The organism is Actinokineospora sp. (genome assembly GCF_052390155.1).
Lineage (GTDB): Bacteria > Actinomycetota > Actinomycetes > Mycobacteriales > Pseudonocardiaceae > Actinokineospora.
In genome coordinates, this window is record NZ_JBQTHF010000002.1 from 42,404 (window position 1) to 69,323 (window position 26,920).

21 protein-coding genes are annotated in these 26,920 nt (G+C 71.7%); 11 read left to right on the forward strand and 10 right to left on the reverse strand.

The genetic code is table 11. The features are described 5' to 3' along the window. Positions 1-52: 52 nt before the first annotated feature. Both ACT4N7_RS00250 and pdxH read right to left on the reverse strand, forming a co-directional pair. A complete protein-coding gene (locus ACT4N7_RS00250; protein WP_444826465.1) occupies positions 53-1,333 on the reverse strand; it encodes an MFS transporter in 1,281 nt (426 codons plus the stop codon). Between the two features lie 42 nt (positions 1,334-1,375). Next, complete coding sequence (gene pdxH / locus ACT4N7_RS00255) at positions 1,376-2,035, reverse strand: pyridoxamine 5'-phosphate oxidase (protein ID WP_444826466.1); 660 nt, start codon at positions 2,033-2,035, stop codon at positions 1,376-1,378. A gap of 331 nt (positions 2,036-2,366) precedes the next feature. Here pdxH and ACT4N7_RS00260 point away from each other — a divergent pair, with 331 nt between their 5' ends. From ACT4N7_RS00260 to sepH, 4 genes are all read left to right on the forward strand, one after another. Continuing rightward, complete coding sequence (locus tag ACT4N7_RS00260; protein ID WP_444826665.1) at positions 2,367-3,524, forward strand: citrate synthase 2; 1,158 nt, start codon at positions 2,367-2,369, stop codon at positions 3,522-3,524. Between the two features lie 87 nt (positions 3,525-3,611). Then, positions 3,612-4,973 (forward strand): serine hydrolase domain-containing protein, encoded by a 1,362-nt coding sequence (locus ACT4N7_RS00265; RefSeq protein ID WP_444826467.1) that lies wholly within the window; start codon positions 3,612-3,614, stop codon positions 4,971-4,973. A gap of 72 nt (positions 4,974-5,045) precedes the next feature. After that, on the forward strand, positions 5,046-6,185 hold the full coding sequence (gene serC / locus ACT4N7_RS00270) for a phosphoserine transaminase (RefSeq protein WP_444826468.1): 1,140 nt from the start codon (positions 5,046-5,048) through the stop codon (positions 6,183-6,185). A gap of 178 nt (positions 6,186-6,363) precedes the next feature. Beyond that, positions 6,364-7,458 carry a septation protein SepH gene (gene sepH / locus ACT4N7_RS00275; protein WP_444826469.1) on the forward strand — a complete coding sequence of 365 codons (1,095 nt, stop codon included), beginning with the start codon at positions 6,364-6,366 and terminating at the stop codon, positions 7,456-7,458. 22 nt (positions 7,459-7,480) lie between these two features. Here the strand turns inward: sepH and ACT4N7_RS00280 are convergent, their stop codons facing one another. Then, positions 7,481-7,729, reverse strand: coding sequence for a hypothetical protein (locus tag ACT4N7_RS00280; protein WP_444826470.1), 249 nt, complete (start codon positions 7,727-7,729; stop codon positions 7,481-7,483). A 184-nt stretch (positions 7,730-7,913) separates the two neighbouring features. Here ACT4N7_RS00280 and ACT4N7_RS00285 point away from each other — a divergent pair, with 184 nt between their 5' ends. Continuing rightward, a complete protein-coding gene (locus ACT4N7_RS00285; protein ID WP_444826471.1) occupies positions 7,914-9,710 on the forward strand; it encodes an ABC transporter ATP-binding protein in 1,797 nt (598 codons plus the stop codon). Further along, positions 9,707-11,557: an ABC transporter ATP-binding protein gene (locus ACT4N7_RS00290; RefSeq protein ID WP_444826472.1), complete on the forward strand. Its 1,851-nt coding sequence runs from the start codon at positions 9,707-9,709 to the stop codon at positions 11,555-11,557. Before ACT4N7_RS00285 ends, ACT4N7_RS00290 begins: the two co-directional genes overlap by 4 nt. Before the next feature lie 11 nt (positions 11,558-11,568). Here the strand turns inward: ACT4N7_RS00290 and ACT4N7_RS00295 are convergent, their stop codons facing one another. Both ACT4N7_RS00295 and ACT4N7_RS00300 read right to left on the reverse strand, forming a co-directional pair. Then, entirely contained in the window at positions 11,569-12,144 is a 576-nt protein-coding gene (locus tag ACT4N7_RS00295) for a DUF2537 domain-containing protein (RefSeq protein WP_444826473.1), read from the reverse strand. Continuing rightward, the gene (locus ACT4N7_RS00300; RefSeq protein ID WP_444826474.1) at positions 12,122-12,952 is read right to left on the reverse strand and encodes a TrmH family RNA methyltransferase; all 831 of its coding nucleotides are present in this window, start codon (positions 12,950-12,952) and stop codon (positions 12,122-12,124) included. Before ACT4N7_RS00300 ends, ACT4N7_RS00295 begins: the two co-directional genes overlap by 23 nt. A gap of 172 nt (positions 12,953-13,124) precedes the next feature. Here ACT4N7_RS00300 and ACT4N7_RS00305 point away from each other — a divergent pair, with 172 nt between their 5' ends. Continuing rightward, positions 13,125-14,624, forward strand: coding sequence for a glutamate--cysteine ligase (locus tag ACT4N7_RS00305; protein ID WP_444826475.1), 1,500 nt, complete (start codon positions 13,125-13,127; stop codon positions 14,622-14,624). A 286-nt stretch (positions 14,625-14,910) separates the two neighbouring features. Here ACT4N7_RS00305 and ACT4N7_RS00310 read toward each other — a convergent pair whose 3' ends face one another. The 3 genes from ACT4N7_RS00310 to ACT4N7_RS00320 all read right to left on the reverse strand — a co-directional run bounded on the left by ACT4N7_RS00310 (position 14,911) and on the right by ACT4N7_RS00320 (position 18,294). After that, a complete protein-coding gene (locus ACT4N7_RS00310; protein ID WP_444826476.1) occupies positions 14,911-16,167 on the reverse strand; it encodes an MFS transporter in 1,257 nt (418 codons plus the stop codon). Positions 16,168-16,304: 137 nt separating this feature from the next. After that, positions 16,305-16,742 (reverse strand): MarR family winged helix-turn-helix transcriptional regulator, encoded by a 438-nt coding sequence (locus ACT4N7_RS00315; protein ID WP_444826477.1) that lies wholly within the window; start codon positions 16,740-16,742, stop codon positions 16,305-16,307. Between the two features lie 91 nt (positions 16,743-16,833). Beyond that, entirely contained in the window at positions 16,834-18,294 is a 1,461-nt protein-coding gene (locus ACT4N7_RS00320; RefSeq protein ID WP_444826478.1) for an NCS2 family permease, read from the reverse strand. A gap of 17 nt (positions 18,295-18,311) precedes the next feature. On the opposite strand from ACT4N7_RS00320, the gene ACT4N7_RS00325 reads away from it, so the two are divergent. Further along, a complete protein-coding gene (locus ACT4N7_RS00325; protein ID WP_444826479.1) occupies positions 18,312-18,596 on the forward strand; it encodes a DUF2530 domain-containing protein in 285 nt (94 codons plus the stop codon). A gap of 423 nt (positions 18,597-19,019) precedes the next feature. Beyond that, positions 19,020-20,210 (forward strand): peptidoglycan DD-metalloendopeptidase family protein, encoded by a 1,191-nt coding sequence (locus ACT4N7_RS00330; RefSeq protein WP_444826480.1) that lies wholly within the window; start codon positions 19,020-19,022, stop codon positions 20,208-20,210. Here the strand turns inward: ACT4N7_RS00330 and ACT4N7_RS00335 are convergent, their stop codons facing one another. After that, the gene (locus tag ACT4N7_RS00335; RefSeq protein WP_444826481.1) at positions 20,211-23,144 is read right to left on the reverse strand and encodes a sacsin N-terminal ATP-binding-like domain-containing protein; all 2,934 of its coding nucleotides are present in this window, start codon (positions 23,142-23,144) and stop codon (positions 20,211-20,213) included. Further along, complete coding sequence (locus ACT4N7_RS00340) at positions 23,141-24,070, reverse strand: DUF3027 domain-containing protein (RefSeq protein WP_444826482.1); 930 nt, start codon at positions 24,068-24,070, stop codon at positions 23,141-23,143. Before ACT4N7_RS00340 ends, ACT4N7_RS00335 begins: the two co-directional genes overlap by 4 nt. 58 nt (positions 24,071-24,128) lie before the next feature. Here ACT4N7_RS00340 and ACT4N7_RS00345 point away from each other — a divergent pair, with 58 nt between their 5' ends. Next, entirely contained in the window at positions 24,129-24,917 is a 789-nt protein-coding gene (locus ACT4N7_RS00345) for a glutaminyl-peptide cyclotransferase (RefSeq protein ID WP_444826483.1), read from the forward strand. A gap of 85 nt (positions 24,918-25,002) precedes the next feature. Then, positions 25,003-26,910 (forward strand): MFS transporter, encoded by a 1,908-nt coding sequence (locus tag ACT4N7_RS00350; protein WP_444826484.1) that lies wholly within the window; start codon positions 25,003-25,005, stop codon positions 26,908-26,910. The last annotated feature ends 10 nt before the right edge of the window (positions 26,911-26,920 follow it).

Here is a 26,920-nt window from a genome sequence, read left to right on the forward strand (position 1 = left end):
TGCCACAAGTCACACACCACCAACACAACCGGTGAAGATTTTCCCCAGCAGGTCAGTTCGGGATGAACCGGTGACGCCAGAACGCGGGCAGCGCGACGACCGCCGCCACGGTCAGCACAATCACCAGGACGCCGCCCGCGGTGGCGGCCATGGCCGTGCCGACCGCGGCGCCACCCCAGCCGTGCAGGATGTCGGCGACCCGCGGTCCGCCGGCGACGACCACGATGAACACGCCCTGCATCCGGCCGCGCATCTCGTCGGTGGCCTCGGTTTGCAGCATCGCGCCGCGGTGGATGGCACTGACGAGGTCCGCGGCGCCGCCGATGGCGAGGAACAGCACGGCCAGCCAAAGCGCGTCGGCCAGGCCGAACCCGATCATCGCGGCGCCCCACGCCACCACCGCGACCGTGATGACCGCGCCCTGCCTCGGTATCCGGGCGAACCACCCGGACAGCAGCCCGCAGACCGCCGAGCCGATCGGGATGGCGGCATAGAGCCAGCCGAGCGCGAGGCCACCGCCGGGCGGATCGCCGAAGGTGCGCTCGGCCATCTCCGGGAACAGCGCGCGCGGCATGCCCGCGACCATCGCGATGATGTCGACGAGGAACGACACCAGCAACACCTTGCGCCCGCTGAGATACCGGAAGCCGTCGGTGATGTCGCGCAGGCCCGCCCGGCGCGACGAGCCCGCGCCGGGCGGGATGGCGGGCAGCAGGAAAACCAGCCACAGCGCGAAGAACAGCGCCACCGTGTCGATCAGGTACAAAGTGGACAGTCCGAGAACCGGGATGAGCGCGCCCGCCGCCAGCGGGCCGAACACCAGGCCGAAGGTGGCCGTGGTGAAGCCCAGCGCGTTCGCGGGCGCGATCAGTTCAGCGGGCACCAGCCGGGCCACGGCGGCACTGCGCGTGGGCAGGTTGACCGCGACGAACGCCTGCTGCACGCCCAGCAGCGCGAGCACCGTCCACACCGAGTCCAGCCCGACGAACGCCTGCAGCCACAGCAGACCCGAGCTGACCGCGACACCGACGTTGCTCACCAGCAGAACCTTGCGCCGGTCGACGGCGTCGGCGATCGCGCCGCCCCAGAGGCCGAAGACCAACAGCGGCACCAAGCCCACCGCGCCGGTGAGGCCGACCCAGCCCGAGGACCCGGTGAGGTCGTAGACCTGCTTCGGGACCGCGACCGCGGTGAGTTGGCTGCCGACGGCGGTGATCAGGGTGGACAGCCAGAGCCTGCGGTAGGCCGGGATCCGCAGCGGCCGGGTGTCGATCACGACTTTGCCGAGGACGGCACGAACCCGGCGCTTGCGCCGCGGGGACTCGATACTCACAAGTCGTTAGCTTAGGGCAACTAACGACTTGGCCTGCCGTAATTAAGGACCGAGCCGCTCGACCTTCCACCCGTCGCGGGTGAGCTTGAAGCGCAGCCGGTCGTGCATCCGGTCGCGGCGGCCCTGCCAGAACTCGACCACCTCGGGCACGATGCGCCAGCCGCCCCAGTGCGGCGGCACCGGCACGGTCTCCGCGCCGGCGAACCGCCGCTCCACGTTGGCCAGCGCGGAGTCCAGCGTGCCGCGGCCGCTGACCACGATGGACTGCGGCGACGCCCACGCGCCGAGCTGCGAGCCGCGCGGGCGCTTGGCCCAGTACTCGGCCGTCTCGGAGTGGCTCACCTTCTCCACCGTGCCGCGGACCGTGGCCTGCCGGTGGATGCCGTACCAGGGGAAGGTCGCCGACGCGCGGCGGGTGGCCATCAGGTCGTGGCTCTTGGCGGAGGTGTAGTTGGTGAAGAACACCACGCCGCGCGCGTCGAGGCCCTTGGCGAGCACGGTGCGCGAGGACGGGGCGCCGTCCGCGTCGGCGGTGGCGAGCACCATCGCGTTGGGCTCGGCGAGCGCGGCCTGCTTGGCGTCGTCGAGCCAGTGCTGCAACTGGGCGTGCCAGGTGTCCGCGAGTTCGCCCTCGGCGAGCGCACCGTCCTCGTAGGCGACCCGCATGGTCGGAAGTTCCAGAGCGATGTCGCTGTCAGCCATGTCGCATCTCCTCCGCCACCTGTGGGGATCGCCGCACAGCCTGGACGCTACGGGGAATCCAGGTGAACGGAAACCGCCCGGACGGTGACAGCGGCCACCCGGTCCGGTACATGATCGACACAGGGTGCGGGGCGCTGTCGGGAATCGACAATCTGAATCGTTTCCCTGGATCGTGACCGACGACACGAGCGTGAACGATTGCTAACCGCGCGGACAAGGAGCAAGGTTCGGGCCAGCCGTGCGGTGGTGCTCGGTGCAGGCGACCTGCCTTGGTGCCGAACTGCCCCGCTGCGCGAAACCCGTCGGGGGACATGGCGTGAAAGGCGAGGCAATGCACAACGCGGTGCAGGACATCGAGCAGACCTCAGCGGCGGCGGCCGAACCGGATGACGGCTTCCGACCCGGCCTCGAAGGCGTGGTGGCCTTCCGCACCGAGATCGCCGAACCCGATCGCGACGGCGGCGCGCTGCGCTATCGCGGGGTGAACATCGAGAACCTCGTCGGCCGGGTCACCTTCGGCAACGTGTGGGCGCTGCTCGTCGACGGCCGCTTCGGTCCGGGCCTGCCGCCCGCCGAGCCCTTCCCGCTCCCGGTCCACTCCGGCGACGTCCGCGTCGACGTGCAGGCCGCGCTCGCCATGCTGGCGCCGATCTGGGCCTACCGCCCCCTGCTCGACATCTCCGACGACGAGGCCCGCGAGCAGCTCGCCCGCGCGTCGGTCATGGCGCTGTCCTACGTGGCGCAGTCCGCGCGCGGCATCCATCAGCCCGCTGTGGCCCAGAAACGCATCGACGAGTGCGACACCATCACCGAGCGGTTCATGACCCGCTGGCGCGGCGAACCGAACCCGGCCCACGTCAAGGCCGTCGACGCCTACTGGGTCTCCGGCGCCGAACACGGTCTCAACGCCTCCACCTTCACCGCCCGCGTCATCGCCTCGACCGGCGCGGACGTCGCGGCGGCCCTGTCCGGTGCCATCGGCGCCATGTCCGGCCCCCTGCACGGCGGCGCGCCCGCCCGGGTCCTGCCGATGATCGCCGAGGTCGAGAAGATCGGCGACGCCCGGAAGGTGGTCGCGGGCATCCTCGACCGCAAGGAGCGGCTGATGGGCTTCGGGCACCGGGTGTACCGGGCCGAGGACCCCCGCGCCCGCGTGCTGCGCCGCACCTGCCAGCAACTCGGCGCCGAGCGCTACGAGGTGGCGGTCGCGTTGGAGCAGGCCGCGCTGACCGAACTGCGCGAGCGCCGCCCGGACCGCGCGATCGAGACCAACGTGGAATTCTGGGCCGCGGTGATCCTGGACTTCGCCGAGGTGCCGCCGCACATGATGCCCGCCATGTTCACCTGCGCCCGGACGGCGGGCTGGTGCGCGCACATCATGGAACAGAAGCGCACCGGCAAACTCATCCGCCCCGCGGCGCGGTACATCGGGCCGGGCCCGCGCAAGCCGGAAGAGGTCGAGGGCTGGGACGCCATCGCCCACAACTGAGTCCGTCGGATTTCGCCGGGGGCCACTTCCCGTTTCGGGAGGTGGCCTCCGACTTATCGGGTGGGCCTATGACCGACAATGCCCTTCATGTTGCAGACCACTGAGTTCGCGTTGCTCCGCCGGGTCGCGACGGAGCAGGCGGAGAGTCGTGCGCCGTCGCTGGTCGCGGCCGTCGTGCGGGGTGGGGACCTTGTCTGGACCGGTGCGCGGGGCAAGGTGGACGGGGCTGGCCCCACCGCCGACACCCAGTACCGGATCGGGTCGATCACCAAGACCTTCGTCGCGGTGCTCGTCCTGCGGTTGCGCGACGAGGGCAAGCTCGACCTCAACGACCCGCTGGACAAGCACGTGCCCGGCACGTCGTTCGGTAACGTGACCATCGCGCAGCTTCTCGCGCACACGGCGGGCCTGACCTCGGAGTCGCCCGGCGCGTGGTGGGAGCGGTCCGAGGGGGCCGACTGGGAGACGCTGGCGTCGAGCCTGGCGCAGGACGCGCTGCGGCACCGGTCCGGCGCGCGGTTCCACTACACCAACGTCGGCTACGGCGTGCTCGGCGAGTTGGTCGCCCGGCTGCGCGGCGTGAGCTGGCTCGACGCGCTGCGGGCGGAGGTTCTCGAACCGCTCGACATGGCGCGCACAACCCCGCACCCGCGGGCGCCCGCCGCGCTGGGGTGGGCGGTGCACCCGTTCGCCGACGTCCTGCTCAACGAGCCCACGCCGGACGCGGGCGCGATGGCGCCCGCCGGCCAACTCTGGTCCACCGTCACCGACCTGGCCCGCTGGGTGCGGTTCATCGGTGGCGACACCGGCGACGTGCTGCACCCGGACACCGTCGCCGAGATGCGCGTACCCGCGCACGTCGACGACAACGACGTGTGGACCAACGGCTACGGGCTCGGGTTCGAGGCCCTGCGCATCGGCGGCAGGCGGCTGTCCGGCCACAGCGGCTCGATGCCGGGGTTCCTGGCCAGCGTGCTGATCGACGCGCGCACCGGCACGGGCGCGCTGGCCCTGGCGAACTCGACGTCCGGGGTGGGCATCGTCACCCTGTCGGCCGACCTGATCAACCTGGTCGAGGAGCACGAGCCCGAGTTGCCCGCCGAGTGGGAGCCGATGGCCGAGGCCGACCCGGAGCTGCTCGGCCTGACCGGGCTGTGGCACTGGGGCCCGACCCCGTACACGCTGCGCCTGCTGCCCGCGGGCTGGTTGCTGCTCGCCCCGGTCAACGGCCGCGGCCGCCAGGCCCGGTTCCTCCCGGTGACCCGCGACACGTGGATCGGCCAGGACGGCTACTACGCGGGCGAGACGCTGACACTGTGCCGGGACACCGAGGGCAACCCCAGCCACTTCGACCTGGCCACCTTCGTGTTCACCCGGGAGCCCTACGGCACGGCCGAGGCCATCCCCGGCGGCGTGGACCCGCAGGGGTGGCGAACGCGTCAGGACTAAATGCGAGACTGGGGTCGGCCGCCCGCCACCGTCGCCGGGTCCCCAGTCCTCCCCTTTTCGAAAGGCGCCGAGATGACGCAGACCGCCGATCCGAGCACGCTGGTGCTGCCCGACGGGCTCAAGCCCGTCGACGGCCGCTTCGGCTGCGGGCCGTCGAAGGTCCGCCCCGAGCAGATCGCCGCGCTGGCCGCGGAAGGCGCCGCGCTGCTGGGCACCTCCCACCGGCAGAAGCCGGTGAAGTCGCTGGTCGGGCGGGTGCGCTCGGGCCTGCGCGAGCTGTTCGCGCTGCCTGAGGGCTACGAGGTCGTGCTCGGCAACGGCGGCGCGACGGCGTTCTGGGACATCGCCGCGTTCGGCCTGGTGCGGGAACGCTCGCAGCACTTCACCTTCGGCGAGTTCTCCGCGAAGTTCGCGGGCGTGACCAAGGGCGCGCCGTTCCTGGCCGACCCGATCGTGGTCAAGGCCGACCCGGGCAGCGCGCCGCGGGTCGCCTACGCCGAGGGCGCCGACCTGGTCGCCTGGGCGCACAACGAGACCTCCACGGGCGTGTCCGTGCCGGTCGTGCGGCCCGCGGGTTCGGACGGCGCGCTGGTCGCCATCGACGCCACCTCGGGCGCGGGCGGGCTGCCGGTGCGCGCCGCGGACTTCGACGTCTACTACTTCGCCCCGCAGAAGTCGTTCGCCTCCGACGGCGGGCTGTGGCTGGCCCTGATGAGCCCGGCCGCGCTGGCCAGGGTCGCCGAGATCGGCGCGTCGGACCGGTGGGTGCCGGAGTTCCTGTCGCTGCCGACCGCGGTGGACAACTCGGTCAAGGACCAGACCTACAACACCCCGTCGGTGGCCACGCTGTTCCTGCTGGCCGAGCAGATCGACTGGATGCTGGGCAAGGGCGGCCTGGACTGGGCGGTCGCGCGCACCAGGGACTCGTCCGAGCGGCTCTACACCTGGGCCGAGAAGACCGAATACACCTCGCCCTTCGTGGCCGACCCCGCGCACCGCTCGCAGGTCGTGGGCACCATCGACTTCGCCGACTCGGTGGACGCCGCCGCCGTGGCCAAGGTGCTGCGGGCCAACGGCATCGTCGACGTCGAGCCGTACCGCAAGCTCGGGCGCAACCAGTTGCGCGTGGCGATGTTCCCGGCCATCGAGCCCACCGACGTCAGCACGCTGACGGCCGCCGTCGACTGGGTGGTCGAGCGCCTGGCCCCGTGACACGCCCGCGAACGGGTGAACGGTGCGTCAACCCAGGTGCGCACCGGGCGGTGGATACGGCAAGATCACGAGTGGATGTCACGGGGATCGCGGCGCGCCTAGTCCGTCAAGTCGACGCGCCGATCTACCGTGGGACGCTGGCGAGTGAAGTCTGCTCACTTTCGTACGGAGGTTCGCGATGCGCGCGCTGCGGGTCGTCGGGCTCTCGGATGACGGCAAGACCGTCATCTGCGAGGACCCGGCGCGTGGCGAGCGCTTCACGCTGCCTGCGGACGAACGGCTGCGTGCGGCCGCCCGTGGCGACGTCACCCGACTCGGCCAGATCGAAATCGAGCTGGAGAGCCAGATGCGTCCTCGTGAGATCCAGTCCCGCATCCGTGCGGGCGAGTCCGTTGAGCAAGTCGCCGAGGCCGCGGGCATCCCCGCGCACAAGGTCGAACGGTTCGCCTACCCGGTGCTGCTGGAGCGCTCCCGCACCGCCGATTTAGCCCAACGGGCCCACCCGGTCCGCGAGGACGGGCCGGACGTCCAGACGCTGGGCGAGTTGGCCGCGCACGCCTTCGGGCTGCGCGGCCAGGACTACGCCGTGGCCGCCTGGGACTCCTGGCGCGGCGAGGACGGCAAGTGGATGGTGCAGCTCAGTTGGACCGCGGGCCGGTCGCTGAACCTGGCGCACTGGTCGTTCCACCCCGGCGCGCACGGCGGCACCGTCACCCCGCTCGACGACCACGCCCACGACCTGCTCGACCCCCAGCCGAACCGGCCGTTGCGCACGGTCCGGCCGGTGACCGAGCTGGCCCAGGCCGCGCTCAACCTCGACCCGGAGCTCGTCCGTCCGACGCCCGCCCCGCACATCCCGGCACAGCAGGCGCCGGTACAGCAGGCTCCGGTACAGCAGGCTCCGGTTCAGGCGCCGGTTCCGGTTGAGCCGGAGCCCGAGCCGGTGTACCGGGAGCCGGTGGCGCGCTCGGAACAGGCGTTCGTGGAGGACTTCGAGCTCACCCCCGAGCTCACCCCCGAGCCGGAGCCCGTGCCCGAGACGGTCGAGGCACCGGTCGAGGCACCGGTCGAGGAGGAGCCCGCCGCCCAGGTGGAACTCCCCGACGACGAGCCCGCGCCGGTGGCCGACGACGAGGAACACCAGGACGCGCTGATCGAGGAGCCCGCTCGCAAGGCGGCCGAGCCTCCGCGGCGCGGCAAGGCCAAGAAGGGGCGGCCGATCGTGCCGTCGTGGGAAGACGTCCTGTTGGGGACCAGGTCCAACCGGGGCTGATGTCGTGGCGGGCGCCCGCCCGTCACGACATCGCGTCCGCCGCGGGCACGTCGTCGAGCAGGTGCAGGTCCCAGCCTTCGCGCTCGCACCAGTCCTCGGCGGCCTCCCGCGTCAGCCAGACCGCCGCGGGCGGGCGCGGGTAGGCCAGCCGGGTCCAGCCGTCCGGGGCCAGCACGTGCAGCCGACCGTCGCGCAGCGCGAGGAGCCTGCCGTCGGGAAACGCCATGCTCGGCTCGGTGCGCAGGTAGCGCACCGGCTCCGGTCGAGTCATGCGTCCATGATGCCGCCGGACGCGGGCGCGCGCGACCGGCGCCGCGGGCACTTGATCGTCCATGCAGGACACTCCGTCGCCCGGTTGACCTCCACCTATCTAGAGGTAGGAGTCTGCCGCCAGCGAAAATCGGATGCCCCGACGCCCATCGGCGGCTACCGTCGACGGGGCGATTGGGGAAGTCATGGACGAGGCACCACCTGGGGAATCCGAAAGACCGGCCCGGGGAACGAGTCTGGCGACGCTGCGGCGGCTGGGCCCGTACCTGCGGCCGGTCCGCGGCCGGATCATCGGTTCCGGGACGGCGGTGCTCGGGTCGATGATCTGCGGGCTCACCATCCCGCTGGTCATCCAACGCATCCTCGACGGCCCGGTCGCCGCGCGCGACACCGGGCCGCTGCCCTGGCTCATTCTGGCCGTCGCCGCCCTCGGCGCCGTCGAGGCCGTGCTGTTCTACACCCGGCGCAGGCTGATCTCGCGGCCGAGCACGCAGGTCGAGGCCGAGCTGCGGGCCGACCTCTACCACCACCTGCAACACCTGCCGATCGCCTTCCACGACCGCTGGCAGTCCGGCCAGTTGCTCTCCCGCGCCGTGTCCGACCTGTCGACGCTGCGCCGGTTCATCGCGTTCGCCGGGATCTTCCTGGTGGTCAACACCCTGACGCTGCTGCTCGGCCTGACGGTGCTGTTCATCCTGTCCCCCACCCTCGGGCTGATCACGCTGGTCTGCACCGCCCCGCTGATCCTGATCTCCACGCTCTACGAGTCGAAGTACTCGGTGCTGTCGCGGCGCGCGCAGGACCAGGCGGGCGACCTGGCGACCACGGTCGAGGAGTCGGTGCTGGGCATCCGGGTGCTCAAGGCGTTCGGCCGCGGCCCGGACCTGGCGGCGAAGTTCGCCCGCGAGGCGCGCGAGCTGCGCGGCACCGAGCTGCACAAGATCCGGGTGCTGGCCGCGCTGTGGGCCACCATCATCGTGCTGCCCGAGCTGGGTATCGCCGCCCAGCTCCTGTTCGGCACGCTCGGCATCGTCGACGGCACCATGACCGTGGGCACCCTGGTCGCGGGCATCACCGTGGCCACGTATCTGCGCTGGCCCACCGACTCGATCGGCTGGCTGCTGGCCGAGACAAACCAGGCGGCCACCGCGGCCGAGCGGTACTGGGAGGTGCGCGACGCGGAGATCACCGTCACCGACCCGGACCAGCCGCGCGCCCTGCCTGCGGACGGCGTCGGCAGGCTGCGCTTCGAGAACGTCCACTTCGGACACCCGGGCGCGGAGCACGCGGTGCTGCGCGGGGTCGACCTCGACGTGCGGCCCGGCGAGACCATCGCACTGGTCGGCCCGACCGGGTCGGGCAAGACCACCCTGACCATGCTGGTCCCCCGGCTGGCCGACGTGACCGCCGGGCGGGTCACCGTCGACGGCGTCGACGTGCGCGACGTGGCGCTCATCGAACTGCGCACGGCGGTGGCCACGGCGTTCGAGGAGCCGGTGCTGTTCTCCGCCAGCGTGCGGGAGAACGTGGCCCTCGGCGCCCCCGACGTCACCGACGACGACGTGCGCACCGCGCTGCGGATCGCGCAGGCCGAGGAGTTCGTCGACAACCTGCCGTGGGGCCTGGACACCCGCATCGGCGAGCAGGGCCTGTCGCTGTCCGGCGGCCAGCGCCAGCGGCTCGCGCTGGCCCGCGCGGTGGTGGGCAGACCGCAGGTGCTGGTGCTCGACGACCCGCTGTCCGCCCTCGACGTGCACACCGAGGCCGAGGTCGAGCACGCGCTGCGCAGCGTGCTGGCCGGCGTCACCGCGCTGGTGGTGGCCCACCGGCCGAGCACCGTGCAACTCGCCGACCGGGTCGCCCTGCTCGACGGCGGCCGGATCACCGCGGTGGGCGAGCATTCCCATCTGCTGGCAACGAACCCGGCCTACCGAGCCCTACTGTCCACAATGGACGACGACCGAGCGAGCGTGGCGTCATGAGCACCGGGCAAGACGCGGCCGAGGAGGAGTCCTGGCGCGGCGTCGCGGCGGAGGACACCGAGGACATCGACCGCGTAGTGGGCGGGAAACTGCAGGCCCGCTCGCGCAAGCTGCTCGGCGAACTGCTGCGCCCACACCTGGGCGCGGCCCTGCTGGCGCTGCTGCTGGTGGTGCTGGAGAACGTGGCCGCCCTCGCCGGGCCGCTGATCATCGCGGCCGCGATCGACACCGGCATCCCCGACGCGATCGCGGGCGACACCACGGTGTTGGCCTGGTGCGTGGCGGGCTACCTGGTGTCGAGCACCGGGTCCGCCGGGCTGCGGTACCTCTTCCTGCGGCTCTCCGGCCGGATCGGGCAGGACCTGCTGCTCGGGCTGCGGCAGCGGATCTTCGCGCACGCGCAGCGGCTCTCGCTGTCGTTCCACGAGTCCTACACCTCGGGCAAGGTCATCTCCCGGCTCACCAGCGACGTCGACTCGCTGGACGAACTGCTGGAGATGGGCCTCGACGGGCTGCTGTCGGCGCTGCTGTCCGTGGTGGGCATCGCGGTGCTGCTGGTGGTGCTGGACGCGCCGATGGCGCTGCTGGTGCTGGCCGGGTTCCTCCCGCTGCTGCTGGTGACGCGGTGGTTCTACCGCAGTTCCGGGCGGACCTATCGCAGCACTCGGGGCGCCATCGCCAAGATCATCGTGCAGTTCGTGGAGACGATGAACGGCATGCGCGCGGTCCAGGCGTTCCGCCGCCAGGACCGCAACGAGACGATCCTGGCCGAGCTGAACGGCAGCTTCCGCGACGCCAACCGCACCGCGCTCAACCTCGTCGCCCGGTTCACCATGACGGTCCGGCTGGTCGGCAACCTGTCGCTGGCCCTGGTCCTGGCCATCGACGCGTGGCGGGTGGCGAACGGCGGACTCGAACTGGGGGTGCTCACCGCGTTCATCCTCTACCTGCGCCGCCTGTACGACCCACTGGAAGACATCTCCATGTTCGTCAACTCCTACTCCTCGGCGACGGCGGCGCTGGAGAAGATCTCCGGCCTGCTGGAGGAGCGGCCCGACGTGCGCGAACCGGCGCAGCCGCGCGCCCTGCCCGCGCGGACGGGCACCGCGGGCCGGTCGATCGAGTTCGACCAGGTCGGCTTCCGGTACGCCGACACCAGCCCAGTGGTGCTGCCGGAGTTCGACCTGACCATCCCGGCAGGCCAGACCGTGGCACTGGTCGGCGCGACCGGGGCGGGCAAGTCGACCCTGGCCAAGCTCGTCGCCCGGTTCTACGACCCGACCGCGGGCGAAGTCCGCCTCGACGGCGTCGACCTGCGCGCGGTGCCCGACGTCGACCTGCGGCGGTCAGTGGTCATGGTCACCCAGGAGAACTTCCTGTTCTCGGGCTCGGTCGCGGACAACATCGCCCTCGGCCGCCCGACCGCGACCCGCGCCGAGATCGAGGCGGCGGCCCACGCGGTCGGCGGGCACGAGTTCATCACGGCGCTGCCGGAGGGCTACGACACCGACGTCCGCAAACGCGGCGGCCGCCTGTCCGCAGGCCAGCGGCAGGTGGTGGCGTTCGCCCGGGCCTTCCTGGCCGACCCGGCGGTGCTGGTGCTGGACGAGGCCACCTCCAGCCTGGACGTGCCGACCGAGCGGGCGGTGCAGACCGCCCTGGAGTCAGTCCTGGCCGACCGGACCGCGCTGATCATCGCGCACCGGCTGTCCACGGTGCTGATCGCGGACCGGGTGCTGGTGATGGCCGACGGCCGGATCGTCGAGGACGGCTCACCGGTCGACCTCGTGGCAGGCCAGGGCCGCTTCGCCGCCCTCCACACCGCCTGGCGCGATTCGCTGGTCTGAGCGGGCAAGCGTCAGCCGAAGAGGATGAAGGGGAGGCCGAGCCAGCCCAAGGCGATGCCGCCAGCCACGCCCGCCGCCACCCAGCGCCACACGGCGACGCGGCGGGCGAGCCAGACCGAGGGGAGCAGGCCGCCGGTGATCACGATGTTCGACCCGATCGCCAGGAACGGGCTGGTCTCGTACAGCGTGCCGGCCAGGGTCAGGATCGCGAACAGCACCAGCACCAGGGTGAATGCCGCCACCGTCAGCCCGGTCGCCCACGGCGTGGGCTCCGCCGGGGCCTCGGTGGCGGTGGCAGGCGGCTCGACCACGGACACCTCGCCCGTCAGCGGGTCGACGTAGCTGATCGGGGTGCCCATGGCGGTGGCGACGCGGCCCGCGAGCTGGAGACCCCGGTGGGACACCACGACACCCGCGCCAACCAGGTCGGCGTCGGTGCGGCGGACGGCGCCCGCCACCCTGGCCCATTCGTGCAGGGCGGCGGACAGGTCGCCGCCGAGGGCGAGGGTGTGCGGGTCGACCTCGCGTTCGCCCGTGCCGTCGTGTCCGACAAGCACGGCTCGTTCATCCCTGGCGCGCAGCTCCATCGGCACCCCCTTCGGTGAGAGCGTAGAAAGCCACCGCCGCGGCGGTGGCCACGTTGAGCGAGTCGACCCCGCCCGCCATCGGGATGCGCACCGCGGCGTCGGCCGCCGCGATCGCCTCCTCGGTGAGGCCGGGGCCTTCCGAACCGACCATGACCGCCACCCGTTCGCCGGGGCGAACGGCCACGGACAGCGGTACCGAACCGGGCCGCGGGGTGAATGCCAGAACCCGGAACCCGCTGTCCCGCAACCACTTCAGCCCTTCCGGCCACGGCTCGACAGCCGCGAACGGGACGCTGAGCACGTGCCCCATCGACACTCGGACGCTGCGCCGGTAGAGCGGGTCGCCGCACCCGGGGCCGAGCAGCACGCCGTCGACGCCGAGGGCGGCGGCGTTGCGGAACAGCGCGCCCAGGTTCTCGTGGTCGCCGACGCCTTCCAGCACGGCGAGGGTGCGCGCGCGGTCGACCAGGTCGGCGAGGTCGGGCGGGGCGGCGCGGTCGGCGGCGGCGAGCACGCCGCGGTTCAGGTGGAAGCCGACGGTCTCGGCCATCACCTCGGCCGACGCCACGTAGGCGGGCACGTCGAGCCCGGCCAGCTCCGCTGCGAGCCCCTCGATCCGGCGGCGGACGCCGAGCAGGCCGCGCACGGGGTAGCGGGACGCGAGCAGCCGTTGCACGACCACGACTCCCTCGGCGATCACCAGACCGCGTCCGCCCGGCCGATCCGGCCTGCGGTCGGCGGTCGACAGGTCGCGGAAGTCGTCGAGCCGCGGGTCCGACGGGTCCGTCACCTCGATCACCTGCGCCACAACGGCAGTCTCGCATAGGCCGCGCCGCGGACGCCGCCGAGCGGTGATTGCTCAGCGTCACATCGATATAACTCACGGCACCACTTTGGCCGCTAGCAAGGGAGTCCGCGCTGTGCGAACGTTGGCCTCCCGCGCGAGGGTCGGACGGTGAGCCGGCCAAACGGGAGGCGGCATGGGCCAGCACGTATCGACCGACGCGTTCAGCCAGGAGGACCGGCAGCGCTACCGCCACAAAGTCCAGCGGTGCCTGGACGCGCTGGAGCGGATGCTCACCGAGGGCGGCTTCTCGAAGTCTCCGCCGCACATGGGCCTGGAGATCGAACTGAGCCTGGTCGACGACGCGCTGCAGCCCGCGATGCTCAACACCGCGGTGCTGGCGAAAATCGACAACCCCTGCTACACCATCGAACTCGGGCAGCACAATCTCGAACTGAACATGCCGCCCCGGCCGCTGCGCGGCGAGCAGGCCGCCGACCTGGAGATCGAACTGCGGCACACCATCGCCGACGCGAGCGACAAGGCCCGCGAGGCGGGTGTGACGCTGGTCATGATCGGCACCCTGCCGACGCTGCGCGGCGAGCACTTCCACCCGAAGTGGCTCTCGCACAGCCCGCGCTACCGCAAGCTCAACGACCAGATCTTCGCCGCCCGGGGCGAGGAGATGCTGCTGAACATGGAGGGCTCGCCGATGCCGGGGCAGCGCCCGGAACGGCTGCGCAGCCTGCAGGACTCCATCCTCTCGGAGTCGGCGTGCACGTCGGCGCAACTGCACCTGCAGGTCCCGCCGGAGAGTTTCGCGCCCAACTGGAACGCCGCGCAGTGCCTCGCGGGCGTGCAGGTGGCCATCGCGGCGAACTCGCCGTTCCTGCTGCGCAAAGCGCTCTGGCACGAGACCCGCATCCCGCTGTTCCTGCAGGCCACCGACACCCGGCCGGAGGAGCTGAAGAACCAGGGTGTGCGGCCGCGGGTGTGGTTCGGCGAGCGGTGGATCACCTCGATCTTCGACCTGTTCGAGGAGAACGTGCGCTACTTCCCCGGCCTGCTGCCCGAGGTGGACGACGAGGACCCGTTCGAGGCACTGGACTCCGGCCGGGCGCCGCGGCTCGCCGAGTTGCGGCTGCACAACGGCACGATCTGGCGCTGGAACCGGCCGGTGTACGACGTGACAGACAACGTGCCGCACCTGCGGGTGGAGAACCGGGTGCTGCCATCGGGTCCCACGATCATCGACCTGATCGCCAACGCGGCCTTCTTCTACGGCGCCCAGCGCGCGCTCACCGCCGAGGAGCGTCCACTGTGGACCCAGATGTCGTTCCAGGCCGCCGAGGAGAACCTGCACGCGGGCGCCAGACACGCCTTCGGCGCGCAGTTGTACTGGCCGGGCATCGGCTGGGTGCCGCCGGACGAGCTGGTGCTGCGCAAGCTGCTGCCGATGGCGCACGAGGGCCTGCGCGACTGCGGCGTGGCCGACCGCGTCCGCGAGCGCTATCTCGGCGTGATCGAACAGCGCTGCCTGGCCCGGCGCACCGGGTCGTCATGGCAGCGGGACACGGTGGCGCTCCTGGAATCGCGCGGCCTGGACCGGGACGCGGCGCTCGTCGGCATGCTGCGCCGCTACATCGACCTGAGCGACGCGGGCGACCCCGTGCACACCTGGCCGATCGACGTCTGAACCCGTCCCCGAACCGCCGCCGCGCCGACCGGCGAGTCGACCCAAAGGCGAGACCCCCGCACCGGACGCAGGGTGCGGGGGTCTCGCTGTTCCCGAACTGACTGCCACTCCCACCACGAAGCGACGAGACTTAGGTTAGCCTAACTTTGGTAGGTCGGCAAGTCCTTCACCCGAAAGGGCAGCAGCACCCCTCCAACACCGGCCTTGCCGTCCAGATCAGCACACAGATCCAGCACACCAAGGTGAACACGCAGACCCAGGGCTGGATCACCAGCGTCTCGGCGACCTACAAGTTCTGAGTCCGCAGCACGCGCAGCTTGCCCCACCGGGTGACCGGCAGGCGCACACCGCCGCGCCGGATCAGCACCACGCCGCAGGCCACCGCGGCCAGCGCCGCGATCGCGCCGCCGATGACGAACGGCGACCGGCCACCCCACTGGTCGGCCATCCACCCCGTCATCGGCGCGCCGATCGGGTTGCCGCCGACGAACACCAGGATGAACAGGCCCATCACCCGGCCGCGCATCTCCGGCGCCACGGCGAGCTGCACGGTGGCGTTCGCCGTGGTCATGAAGGTCATCACGGCGAACCCCACCGGCACCAGCGCGATCGCGAAGGTGGTGTAGGTCGGCATGAACCCGACCACGATCTCCAGCACGCCGAAGCCGAACGCGGAACCGAGCAGCAGCCGGGTCCGCGGCCTGCCCTTGGCGCTGCGTCGCACCGCCCACAGCGCGCCCGTGAACGTGCCGACCGCCAGCGCGGTGGACAGCAGGCCGTAGCCCGCCGCGTCCTGGTGGAAGACGTTGGCCGCCACCACCGCGAGGGTGACGAAGAACGTCATGCCGAAGGTGGCGACGAAGAACACCAGCACCATCACCGACAGGATGTCGGGCCGTTGGCGCACGTAGCTCAGGCCCTCGCGGAGTTGCCCCTTGCGCCGCGGGATCTTCGGCGACCGGTGCAGCTTCGCGGGGTCCATCCGCAGCAGCCCGATGATCACCGCGCCGGTGAGCGCGGCGTTGGCCAGGAACAGCCAGCCGGTGCCGATCAGGATGATCATCACGCCCGCGATGGCCGGGCCGACGACGCGGGCGAGGTTGAAGCTGGTGGAGTTCAACGCGACCGCGTTGGTCACCTGGGCGCGGCCGACGATCTCGGCGACGAAAGACTGGCGCACCGGCACCTCGACCGCGAAGAACACCCCGAGCACGACGCACAGCACGTAGACGTGCCAGACCTGGACCACGCCCGTGACGTCGAGAACGCCAAGAACCACCGCGCACAGCGCCATTCCGACCTGCACCCAGATCAGCAGCTTGCGCTTGTCGAGCCGGTCGGCGAGCACGCCTGCCCACAGCGACAGCAGGACCGTCGGCAGGAACTGCAGTGCCGCGGCGATGCCCAAGGCCAGCGGATCGTTGTCGGTGAGCACGAGGACGAGCCAGTCCTGGGCGATGCGCTGCATCCAGGTGCCCAGGTTGGACAACAGGTTGCCCGCGGCGAACAGCCGGTAGTTGCGCACCCGAAGCGAGGTGAACATGCCCGGCTTCGGCGTCGTCTGAATGTCCGAAATAGACTGTCCTACTGGGACAGTCTGCGCCCGCCGGATGGGCGGTGGTGTCGAGCCGCGATCGGACCGCTGCTCTCGGGTACCACCCGCACGTCCCGGCACTGGTTCTACTGCCCCGCCATCCTGTCGATGATCTCGGCGGCCTGGGCGAGCGTCGCCCGCTCGGTGTCGTCGAGTTCGGCCAACCGCTTGTCCAGCCACGCTTCGCGGGCGGAGATGTCTGCCTCGATGTAGGAGTTGCCCGCCTCGGTGAGCGCGACGATCGCCTGCCGCCCGTCGCTCGGGTGCGGGCTGCGGCTGAGGTAGCCGATCTCCTCCAGCGCCGCGATCACCCGTGTCATCGACGGCGGCTGCACGCCTTCCTTCGCCGCCAACTCCCCCGGCGACAGCGGCCCGCACTTGTGCAGACACGACAGCGCCGAGATCTGGGTCAGGGTGACCGAGTCGTTGGTGCGCTGGGCCCGCAGCCTGCGGTTGAGCCGCACCACCGCCAGCCGCAACCGGCTGGTGAGCGCTCGATCCGCCGCCTCAGACTCCTCCGCCACGATGGTTAGCATACCTCACTAAACAACGATGGCGGCCGAATTACCCCGGCGCGCACCCCGGCCACCCTGGCGGGGGTGCGCGTCGGGCGGATCAGCCGAAGGCCGCCTGGATCGGGCCGATGGCGAAGTAGAAGCCGAACGCCACGGCCACCACCCACAGCAGCGGGTGCACGCCGCGCGCCTTGCCGGTGACCGCCTGCAGCAGGACGTAGCTGACGAAGCCCGCGCCGATGCCGTTGGCGATCGAGTAGGTGAACGGCATGACGACGATCGTCAGGAACGCGGGCAGCGCGATGGTGAAGTCGGTGAAGTCGATGTCGCGGATCTGCCCGATCAGCAGCGCCCCCACCACGACCAGCGCGGGCGCCGCCGCCTCGATCGGCACCACCTGGTAGAGCGGGGTGAAGAACATGGCGGCCAGGAACAGCAGGCCGGTGACCACGTTCGCCAACCCGGTCCGCGCCCCCTCGGCGATGCCCGACGCCGATTCGATGTAGACGGTGTTGGAACTCGACGACGCCACACCGCCCGCGACCGCGCCGAGGCCGTCGACGAACAGCGCCTTGCCGACCCCGGGGAGCTGGCCGTCCTTGTCGATCAGGTCGGCCTCCTTGCCGAGGCCGGTCATGGTGCCGATGGTGTCGAAGAAGTCGGTCAGCACCAGGGTGAACACCAGCAGCGCGGCGGTGAGCGCGGGCACCCGCCACCACGCGCCGAACGAGACTTCGCCGAGCAGCGACAGGTCGGGCAGGCCGAAGACCTCGTCGGGCAGCGCCGGGTAGCCCAGGTTCCAGCCCTTCGGGTTGACGCCCAGCGACCGTCCCGCGTCGACGATCGACTCGATCACGATGGACAGCACGGTGGCGACCACCACGCCGATCAGGATCGCGCCCTTGACCCGCTTGGCGACGAGGATGCCCATGACGAGCAGGCCGACCACGAACACCAGGGTCGGCCAGGACGCGATCGAGCCGTTGATCCCGAGTCCTACTGGGACAGTGGTCATGGCCGCGTCGGGCAGCCTGCGCACGAACCCGGCGTCGACCAGGCCGATCAGGCAGATGAACAGGCCGATGCCGACCGCGATCGCCGACTTCAGCGCGGGCGGCACGGCGTTGAACACGGCGGTGCGCACCCCGGTGATCACCAGCAGCAGCACGACGATGCCGTTGACCACGACCAGCCCCATGGCCTCGGCCCACGTCATCTGCGGCGCTATGGTGACCGCGACTAACGTGTTGATGCCGAGCCCGGTGGCCAGCGCGAACGGGTAGTTGGCGACGAGACCGAAAAGGATCGTGATCACCCCGGCCACCAGCGCGGTCACCGCGGCGACCTGGTCGACCGGGAGGATGCCGCCGAACAGGTCCTTGTGCGCGGCCGTGTCGTCGGCGGCGAAGCTGCCGATGATCAGCGGGTTGAGGACCACGATGTAGGCCATCGTCACGAATGTGACGAGCCCGCCGCGGACCTCTCTGGACGTGGTGGATCCGCGCTCGCTGATCTTGAAGAAGCGGTCGAGTGCGGAGCGGGGCGTGGTGTCTGTTGCCATGCCGTAGCCTCCCGGTTGTGGCTGGACCGGCGGAAGAGCAACCGAAGAAGTCCCTGCGCCCGACTCCACCGCTCCCGCAGCGGCTGCTGGCGCTCGGCCCCCTCGTGTACGTCGTCACCGGTGCGTGGATTGTGGTGGCGGTGGTGCTGCTGATAGCCCGCTACGGCTTCGACAAGACCCCGCCCATCTGGTTGTGGACGGCGTTGTCCGGCGTAGCACTGGGCATAGTAGGGGGCTTGATCATGGGGTGGCAGCGGCGTGCCTCGAACCGGGGCGACCGGGGCGCACAGAAGATCAATTAGCGGGCCGTTTCTCTCACGCTGCGCAGGGGATTGATTACCTTCTGATCGCCACTGGCGCGAGTCTGTGTGTTCCTGCTCGATAGGGGTTGTTTTTCACCCGATCGTGGGTAACTATGCATCCAGCCGCCCACTCCTGGGAGCGGCGACACAAATGCATAGTTCCTCCCGTGCCGATTGCGGCGCACCCCTGCAGGAGGCACGAATGATTTGTCACCACCCGTCCGCCGTGGACCGGGCAATATCGCGCTATGCCGCCGACCGCGGTTTAGCCCGCTTATCGCGATAGTCCGTTAACTGGGGCTCCCGCTCTGCACCGCTGCGTTGAGTGCGCAGGCGTGACTTTTTCGCCTGGCCGACTCGACGCCGTTTTCCGCTGCGCCGAATCGGCGTTCTTTCGCACTCCCCGGCGAGGAGAAGATCAGCATGAAATACCTGTTGGTGAAAACACGCCTGCTCACCGTGACCGTCGTCGGTGTGGGCGTCCTCGTTCTTCCGGCGCCCGCGAACGCGGCGGCAACCGCCGACCTGACCGAGTCCGTCAGCACCGCGGCGCTGGCCAAGCCGGGCGTCGAGCGCTCGGGCGCCGCACCGGTCGTGGAGACGACGCGCCAGGTCAGCGGCACGTGGGCATTCGGCTCGACCACGGTCCCGCTGTCCGCGGCGGCACACGGCACGCCGCAGAGTTCGCTGTTCGTGGCGCACAAGGTCGACGGCCGGTGGGTGACCGCGCTCAGCGGCAGCACGGACTTCGTCGACCTGGTCGGCCGGGCACCGGCCGGACTCGTGTCCGACAGCGAGCGGAAACTGTTCACCGAGAACCAGGTGAACGCGCAGGAGATTCCGGCGGACACCGGCCTATCCCTGCCCTGGCCGACGGGTGTCGCGTGGTACATGGGCGGCGGGCCGCACGGGAACAGTGCGGCGGTCCCGCCATTCAGCTCGATCGACTTCAACGGCGGCGACGGCCGAGTGCTTTCGGCCGGACCCGGCAAGGTCTACAAGAGCTGTGTGCGCAACGGCAGCGGCCTGGTCAAAGTGGTGCATCCCAATGGATACAGCACGACCTACTACCACATGACCGATCTGACCACATTGGCCGACGGCGCCGATGTGCAGGTCGGCACCTATCTCGGCAAGACCGGCAATGGCCTGCCCTGTGGCGGTTCCAGTTCCGGGGCGCACGTGCATTTCTCGCTGCTGCACGGCGATAGCCATATCGGCGTCGGCGGCCGGACAATCGGCGGCTGGACCTTCACCGAGGGCGATACCCCGTATCGGGGCCAGGCCGAGCACGACGGAAGACGAGTCCGGCCGGGCGGGCGCCTCGTCAACTACGGCGCCACCACACCGCCGGGGCCGCCCCCGGTGCTGCCCACGAGCACGGTCGACGCGGGCCAGAACGCCGCGGTGAACCTGCGGGAGGGGCCCGGGTCGAGGTACCGCGTCGTCGGTCAGGTCACCAGTGGCACCGTCGTCCGCGTCACCTGCTCGGCTCGCGGCAGCCGGGTGCGGGGCATCCGGGGGTCGACCACCCTCTGGGACAAATTGGACAGTGGCCAGTGGATCAGCGACGGATTCGTCGTCGGGCCGCCCGCGCCTGCGTGTCCCCGGTAGTCAGACGAGGTAGTGCGCCGGGTCCTCAAGCAGCGCCGCGACCGTGTGCCGATCGGCCCAGCCGTCGGTGGTCCAGGCCAGGGCGCGCGACAGCGCCTCGGGGGTGTCCGCGCAGTGCGCCACGCCGTCGACGACCCACCACGGCACCGGCCGCTCGCCGGTCGCGGTGCGCACCACGAGCTTGTCGTGCAGCACCGCGCCACCGGCCGGAACGTCCACACCCAACAGTTCGCACGCCGCCGCGACCGCGCCCAGTTCGGCCCACGGCACCGTTTCGCCTGCCGACACGACCTCGCCCGCCACCTCGTCGGAGGCCAGCGGCAGGTCGAGCAGGTCGGCCAGCGGCTCGGCCAGGGCGAAGTCAGGACCGGCGGAGATCACCTGCTCGTCGGTGAGCACGGCGAGCAGCCACGGCGCGTCGAGTACCGCGCAGTCGGCCGTCACCGTGCCCGCCAGGGTGCGCACGCCATCGGGAAGCCGGACATCGGCGGGGTCCAGAGTGTCGTCCAGGACGGCGTCTGCCAGCGCGGCGTGCACCCGGAGTACGGTCCCTGGCGGGACGGCGCGATCGGGATCTGCCAAGCGGGACAACAGATCCTCGGCGTCGTCGGCGGTGTCGACGGTCAGCGCGGAGCGGACGCCGACAGCCGCGAGGACCCGGGCGTCGATCCCGAGATCGGGCACCGGGTCGTACAGCCCGGCCAGTTCGTCCGCGTCCGGCATCCGCCAGTCGGCGGGCGCGGCGCCGTCGAGCAGCGCGTGCCGCGCGATCCACCAGCCGGTGTGGCCACCTGGTTCGTGCAGTGCGCGCCAGGTCTCGGGTTCGCCTGCCAGCAGCCGCAGCGCGCGCGGCCAGGCGTCGTCGGTGACGAGGTCGAGGTCGCGGACGGCGAGCACCCTGGCCGGGGGCTCGGGCCGGGCGTCCCACCAGGCCGCCTCGTCCGCCAGATCGTGGTCTGGACCAGTGGGCGCCTCGTCGACCACCAGCGCGAACGCGTCGAGCACGCCGAGCGCGGTGAGCACAGTGTCGGGCCACTCGGCGGCGAGGTCGGCCGACAGCACGCCGACCGGGGAGTCCTCGTCCAGCACGTCGAGCAGCCCCGAGCCGGGCAGCGCCAACTCGTCGGCGCGACGCCAGTCGCCCACGGAATCGGGCAGGGCCAACGCACCCAACCACGGGCGCTCCCCCGCGCGGACACCCGCGTCGCGCACCAGGCGCAGCACGATCGACACCAGGCCGCGAACGTCCACACCGGACTCGGCGTCGTCCAGGCTGCGCTCCACCGCGTCCTGCAGGCCGCCCGCGTCGAGCAGGTCGACGGCACCGCCGCGGCGGGCCCCCAACCGCTCCAGCATCGGATGCGCCGCGGCCGCGTGCACGACGCGCAGCGCGCCGACTTCGGCGTGCGCCAACAGGTCGAGCAGCTCGTCGTCGCCGTCGACCAGGATGGCGCCGCGCGGTCCGGGCAGCGTGCGACCATCGGCGAGCGGCACCGGGAGGCCGCCCAACTCCTCCCGCGCGGTCGCGTCGGTGTCCACCACCGGGGCGAGCGCGGTGTAGAGCGCGTGCCACCACGTGGCGGGCCGCGCGGTGCCGGTGATGGCCGCGACCACCTCGGCGAGCCGCAGCCGCCGCACGTCCAGCGCGGCAAGCGCGCCCGCGTGGGCGGGCTCGGACAGCGGGCCCACCACCAGGTCCGGGATCACCTCGGACAGCAGGTCGGCCAGTCCCGGCGCCACCACGTCGAGCACCCGCGACCGGACGGGCGCGAGTTCACCCGTCACCGCGGCGGGCAGCCAGACTGCTTGGCGTAGCGCGGAAAGCAGCAGCCCGCGAAGTCGATCGTCCACTTCGGACACCGGGAACCCGGGGATCGGCACCAGCTTGGTGCGGTGCTCGGCCGGAACCAGCGCCACGAGATCGGGGTAGGCCCGTGCCGCCTCGGCGAGCACCGCGTCGGCCGCCGGTCCGGGCAGCAACCGCCGCCGGGTCGGCTCGATCGGCAGCGTGGCCACCAGCCGCGCGGGCAGCGACAACCGTTCGTCGGTCGGCGTCGGGGCGTATAGTACGTCTGCGCCGAGTGCTTGCGGCACAACGGTTCCGTTGACCGGCACGGCCCAGCACACTGTCCACTGCGGACGCTCCCGCGCCTCGACGCCCAGCGTTCGGGTGACCTGCTCGGGAAGCACGCCCGCCGTGCGATGGACCAACCAGTTCGCGACGCCCGCCTGCCCATGGATCTCGACCCGATGGCCGTCGAGGTCGACCCGGGACCAGGTGGCGTCGCCGATTTCCAGTCTGCCGAGTGCGGGCAGCGCGAGCAGGAGATCGACGGCCTGCACGGCGAACTCCGCCAGGAGCGCGGCGCCGTCGACCCCGGCCCGCAGCGGCAGCCGAACCTCGGTCGCGAACCCAGCGGGCGGCTGCTCGGCCCCGACCGGCCAGACCAGCCGCAGCACGGGAACCCGCCCGTCCCGCTCGGCCACCCGGGCCGCGAGATCGGGCTGGTCCGCGACGGCGGCACGGGTCTGGTCGGCGGAAAACGCGACGCCACCGTCAATCGAGACAACGCGCGGCGCGTCGGTGACGGCAAGGACCGCCGCGAACCCCACGCCGAACTGCCCCACGCCCTGCGCCCGCCGCTTCGCCGAGGCCCGCAACGAGGCCAGCGCCGCCACCCCGGCGGCGTCGAGCGGGCGTCCGGTGTTGGCCGCGCGCAGCTCGTTGTCCACAAGGGACAGTCTCAGCGTGCCGGGTCCCTCGGCGGCGTCGGCGGCGTTCTGCGCGAGTTCGACCAGCAGGCGGTCGCGGTAGCCGCCGAGGTAGAGGTCTTCCTCGGCGTTGGCGTCCTCCCGGAACCGCGTGGGCGAGGACGCCCACGCGCCCAGGACCGAGTCCCGCAGCGACGCGGTGCCGAACGGGTCGGCGCTCACTCGACCGGGCGAGACTCGTCCTCGACGACCGGCCCGTCCACGTCTTCGATCACCGCGTCTTCGATCACCGCGTCTTCGATCACCGCGGCCTCGATCACCGCGTCGACGGGAGCGGACTCGTCCTCGGCGGGCTCGTCGACGACTTCGACGTCGGCGATCACCGGCTCGGTGCGAGCGGTGGTCTCGACATCGAGCAGGGCGTCGTCGTAGATCAGGTCGGCCACGAGGACCGGGGAGACCTGCTCGACGTCGGCCTCCGAGTGGGCGCCGCAGCCGTACTCGGCATGCACCACTCGGCCGTCCGCCGGGGCGATCTCGTTGCCGCAGGCGCCGAAGGCCGCGCCGAGCGAACCCGCCACCGGCAGATAGAAGCCGCACGTGCCGCAGTGCGCGGGGGCGCTGCGGGCCATTTCGGCCTCGGGGCCGAAGTCGCTGCCCTGCCAGCGGTCGGCGGCGTCGATCCGGCCGAACCGGGACAGCACCCGCACCCGGCCGAGCCCGACCTCCAGCGCGGTCGCCTCGACCGCCGGATCGTCGGACTGGACGTACCCCGCGACCAGGCGTGGGTCGTCGGGGTCGGTGGGCAGCAGGTCGCCGACGCCGAGGTCGCCCGCCTGCACCCGCTCCTGCCACGGCACCCAGGCGGGCGCGGTGAGCGCGTCCGGCCCGGGGAGCAGCACAACCTCGCTGACGGTGACCGCGTTGCCGTCGCCCGCGGCCGCGACGGTGACCGCCCAGCGCCAGCCCCGGTAGCCGGGTTTGGCCGCCTCGAACAGGTACGTGGCGGCGGCGGAGTCCTCGGGCGCCACGCCGACGTGCTCGCCCACCTCCGCCCCGGCCTGGGCCTGGGCGGCGGCGCGCGCCAACTCGACCGCCGCGAGCAGCGCGGGGTCGGTCACGGCTTCTGGTGCTGGCGTCGAGGTCATCACACCAGATTGTGCCCCACGACCCCGCGGGCCGTTGCAGCCGTGTCACGCTGGAGGTGTGCTCGCCCGTCTGACCGCCGCCACCGCCCTCGCCTGCCTCGCCGCCGGGTGCGCCGCGGACGCGCCTGGGCCCACCCAGGACACCCCCCGACTGCGCGTCGAGGTGCTCGACGAGCGGCCGCACGACACGACCGCGTTCACCCAGGGACTGGAGCTGGTCGACGGCGTGCTCTACGAGGGCACGGGGCTCGCGGGCAAGTCCGAACTGCGCGCGACCGACCCGGAGACCGGCACCGTCGAGCGCCGCGCCGCGCTGCCCGGCGATCTCTTCGGCGAGGGCATCACCGTGGTGGACGACCGGATCTGGCAGCTCACCTGGCAGCAGGGCGTGGCCATCGAGCGCGACCGGGCGAGCCTGGCCGAGCGGCGCCGGGTCGGCTACCAGGGCGAGGGCTGGGGCCTGTGCTTCGACGCGCCCGGGCGCAGGCTCGTGATGAGCGACGGCTCCGACAAGCTGACCTTCCGCGACCCCGACACCTTCGCGGCGCGCGGCGAGGTGCGGGTGGTGGCCGACACCGGCCCGGTGAGCAAGCTCAACGAACTGGAGTGCGTAGACGGCACCGTCTACGCGAACGTGTGGCAGACCGACGAGATCGTGCGGATCGACCCGGCCTCCGGCACGGTCACCGGGATCATCGATTTGTCCGGGTTGCTCGAACCGCACGAGCGGTCAAGCACGGACGTGCTCAACGGTATCGCGAACCTGCCGGGCACCGACGAGTTCCTGGTCACGGGCAAGCTCTGGCCGAAGATGTTCCGAATCCGCTTCGGTACGGACAGTAACTAGTGGATGGTCGTGACCACTAGGCATCCCGGGGCGGCCTCGCACGTCCCTGTACTGGACAGGCTCTTCTTACGGCAGGATGGATAACGTGATTCGCTCCGGTTCCGCAGATCAACCACCGCCCGGCCGCCGCGGCCGGGCCGGTCGGGTTGGCTCGGGCCGCAAGGGCAAGAAGGGCTGGGCGTCGGCGCCACAGCCCGACTGGCGGACTCCTGAGCCGCCGCCCCAGCCGGAGTCGCCGCACCGGGCGCCGCGGGGCTGGGGCCGCCAAGAGCCGCCCACGCACGCCATCCCCCCACCCCACCGCTACCCGCCTGAGGACTACCGCCCACGGCGCAACCCGACGCGCAGGCTGGAGCAGCCCGAGGACGTCGAGTACGAGACCTACGGCGACCGCTACCGCGACGACTACCGGGACGACCGCCGCGAGCAGTACCGGGACGATCACCGGGGCCAGTACCCGGACGACCGGCGGGAGCAGTACCGGGACGACCGCCGGGATGACCGGGACGGCTACCGGGACGACCGCCGAGACGAACTCGCACCCGAGCGCGACGACCGGCTCGCGCCGGGGGCGCCGCAGTTCCCCAAGAAGCTGACCGTGACCCGGGTCGCGGCCATGCGCGGCAGGCAGCTCACCGGCCAGGCGGTGACCGCGTTCCGCAAGGCGGCCAACGCCGACGGCGCCGACAAGTCCGGCCTCACCTCGCTGACCTACGCCACCATGCTCAACTACGCTGGCGACGCGGCGATGGCCGTGGCGCTGGCGAACACGCTGTTCTTCTCGGCGGCCAGCGGCGAGAGCAAGGGCAAGGTCGCGCTCTACCTGCTGATCACCGTGGCCCCGTTCGCGCTGCTGGCGCCGGTCATCGGGCCCGCGCTCGACCGCATCCAGCGCGGCCGCCGGTTCGCCATGTGCGCCGCGTCGGCAGGCCAGGCGCTGATGTGCGTGATCATGGCCCTGCACTTCGGCGACTGGCTGCTCTACCCTGCCGCGCTCGGCAAGATGGTGCTGTCCAAGTCGTTCACCGTGCTCAAGGCGTCGATCACGCCCAGAGTCCTGCCGCCGGAGATCACGCTCGCGAAGACCAACGCGCGACTAACGGTGTTCGGGTTGGCCGCGGGCGGTGTGTTCGGCGGTGTCGCGGTGCTGTTCGCCAACATCTTCGACTCGCCGGGCGCGCTGTGGTTCGCCGCCGTGGTCTGCGTGGCCGGTGCCGTGCAGGCGTTGCGCATCCCGGCCTGGGTGGAGGTCACCGAGGGCGAGGTGCCCGCGTCGATCAGCGCGCACCCGGACAAACCGAGACGCCAGCCGATGGGCAGGCACGTCGTGGTTTCCCTGTGGGGCAACGGAACCATCCGCGTGCTCACCGGGTTCCTGATGATGTTCGCCGCGTTCGCGGTGCGCGCTCAGCACGAGGCCGCGCCCGTCCAGCAGCTCCTGCTGCTCGGGCTGATCGCGGCCGCGGCGGGGCTGGGCAGCTTCGGCGGCAACGCGATCGGCGCGCGCATCCACGTCGGGAACCCCGAGCAGGTGGTGCTGGGCTGTGTGATCGGCGCGCTCGTCTCGACCGTGATCGCCGCGTTCGCGGCGGGCATCGTCACGGCGGCGATGGTCGGGCTGGTCGGCGCGGTCGCCAGCGCGCTGGCGAAGAACAGCCTCGACGCGGTGATCCAGGACGACCTGCCCGAGGAGTCGCGCGCGTCGGCGTTCGGCCGCTCGGAGACGGTGCTGCAGATGGGTTGGGTGTTCGGCGGCGCGATCGGCGTGCTGCTGCCGCCGATCTGGTGGGTCGGGTTCCTGGTGGTGTCGGTGCTGCTGGCTGTCGGCCTCACCCAGACGCTGATGACGCGGCGCGGGGCGTCGCTGATCCCGGGCCTCGGCGGCGACCGGCCCGCGCGGCCGAGCCGCACCGGGACGTCGGGCAGACGGTTCGCGACGCCCGCCACCGAGCTGCGCGAGGGTCCGCCGCCGCCGCCGCGGCGCGAGCCGTAGGGTCCACTGC

Bases quoted from the DNA above. Each gene is read 5' to 3' on its own strand.
- ACT4N7_RS00310 (WP_444826476.1), bottom strand. From the start codon at position 16,167: ATGTTCACCTCGCTTCGGGTGCGCAACTACCGGCTGTTCGCCGCGGGC.
- ACT4N7_RS00285 (WP_444826471.1), top strand. From the start codon at position 7,914: ATGGACGAGGCACCACCTGGGGAATCCGAAAGACCGGCCCGGGGAACG.
- ACT4N7_RS00265 (WP_444826467.1), top strand. From the start codon at position 3,612: ATGTTGCAGACCACTGAGTTCGCGTTGCTCCGCCGGGTCGCGACGGAG.
- ACT4N7_RS00305 (WP_444826475.1), top strand. From the start codon at position 13,125: ATGGGCCAGCACGTATCGACCGACGCGTTCAGCCAGGAGGACCGGCAG.
- pdxH (WP_444826466.1), bottom strand. From the start codon at position 2,035: ATGGCTGACAGCGACATCGCTCTGGAACTTCCGACCATGCGGGTCGCC.
- ACT4N7_RS00295 (WP_444826473.1), bottom strand. From the start codon at position 12,144: ATGGAGCTGCGCGCCAGGGATGAACGAGCCGTGCTTGTCGGACACGAC.
- ACT4N7_RS00260 (WP_444826665.1), top strand. From the start codon at position 2,367: ATGCACAACGCGGTGCAGGACATCGAGCAGACCTCAGCGGCGGCGGCC.
- serC (WP_444826468.1), top strand. From the start codon at position 5,046: ATGACGCAGACCGCCGATCCGAGCACGCTGGTGCTGCCCGACGGGCTC.
- ACT4N7_RS00290 (WP_444826472.1), top strand. From the start codon at position 9,707: ATGAGCACCGGGCAAGACGCGGCCGAGGAGGAGTCCTGGCGCGGCGTC.
- sepH (WP_444826469.1), top strand. From the start codon at position 6,364: ATGCGCGCGCTGCGGGTCGTCGGGCTCTCGGATGACGGCAAGACCGTC.
- ACT4N7_RS00330 (WP_444826480.1), top strand. From the start codon at position 19,020: ATGAAATACCTGTTGGTGAAAACACGCCTGCTCACCGTGACCGTCGTC.
- ACT4N7_RS00340 (WP_444826482.1), bottom strand. From the start codon at position 24,070: ATGACCTCGACGCCAGCACCAGAAGCCGTGACCGACCCCGCGCTGCTC.
- ACT4N7_RS00320 (WP_444826478.1), bottom strand. From the start codon at position 18,294: ATGGCAACAGACACCACGCCCCGCTCCGCACTCGACCGCTTCTTCAAG.
- ACT4N7_RS00280 (WP_444826470.1), bottom strand. From the start codon at position 7,729: ATGACTCGACCGGAGCCGGTGCGCTACCTGCGCACCGAGCCGAGCATG.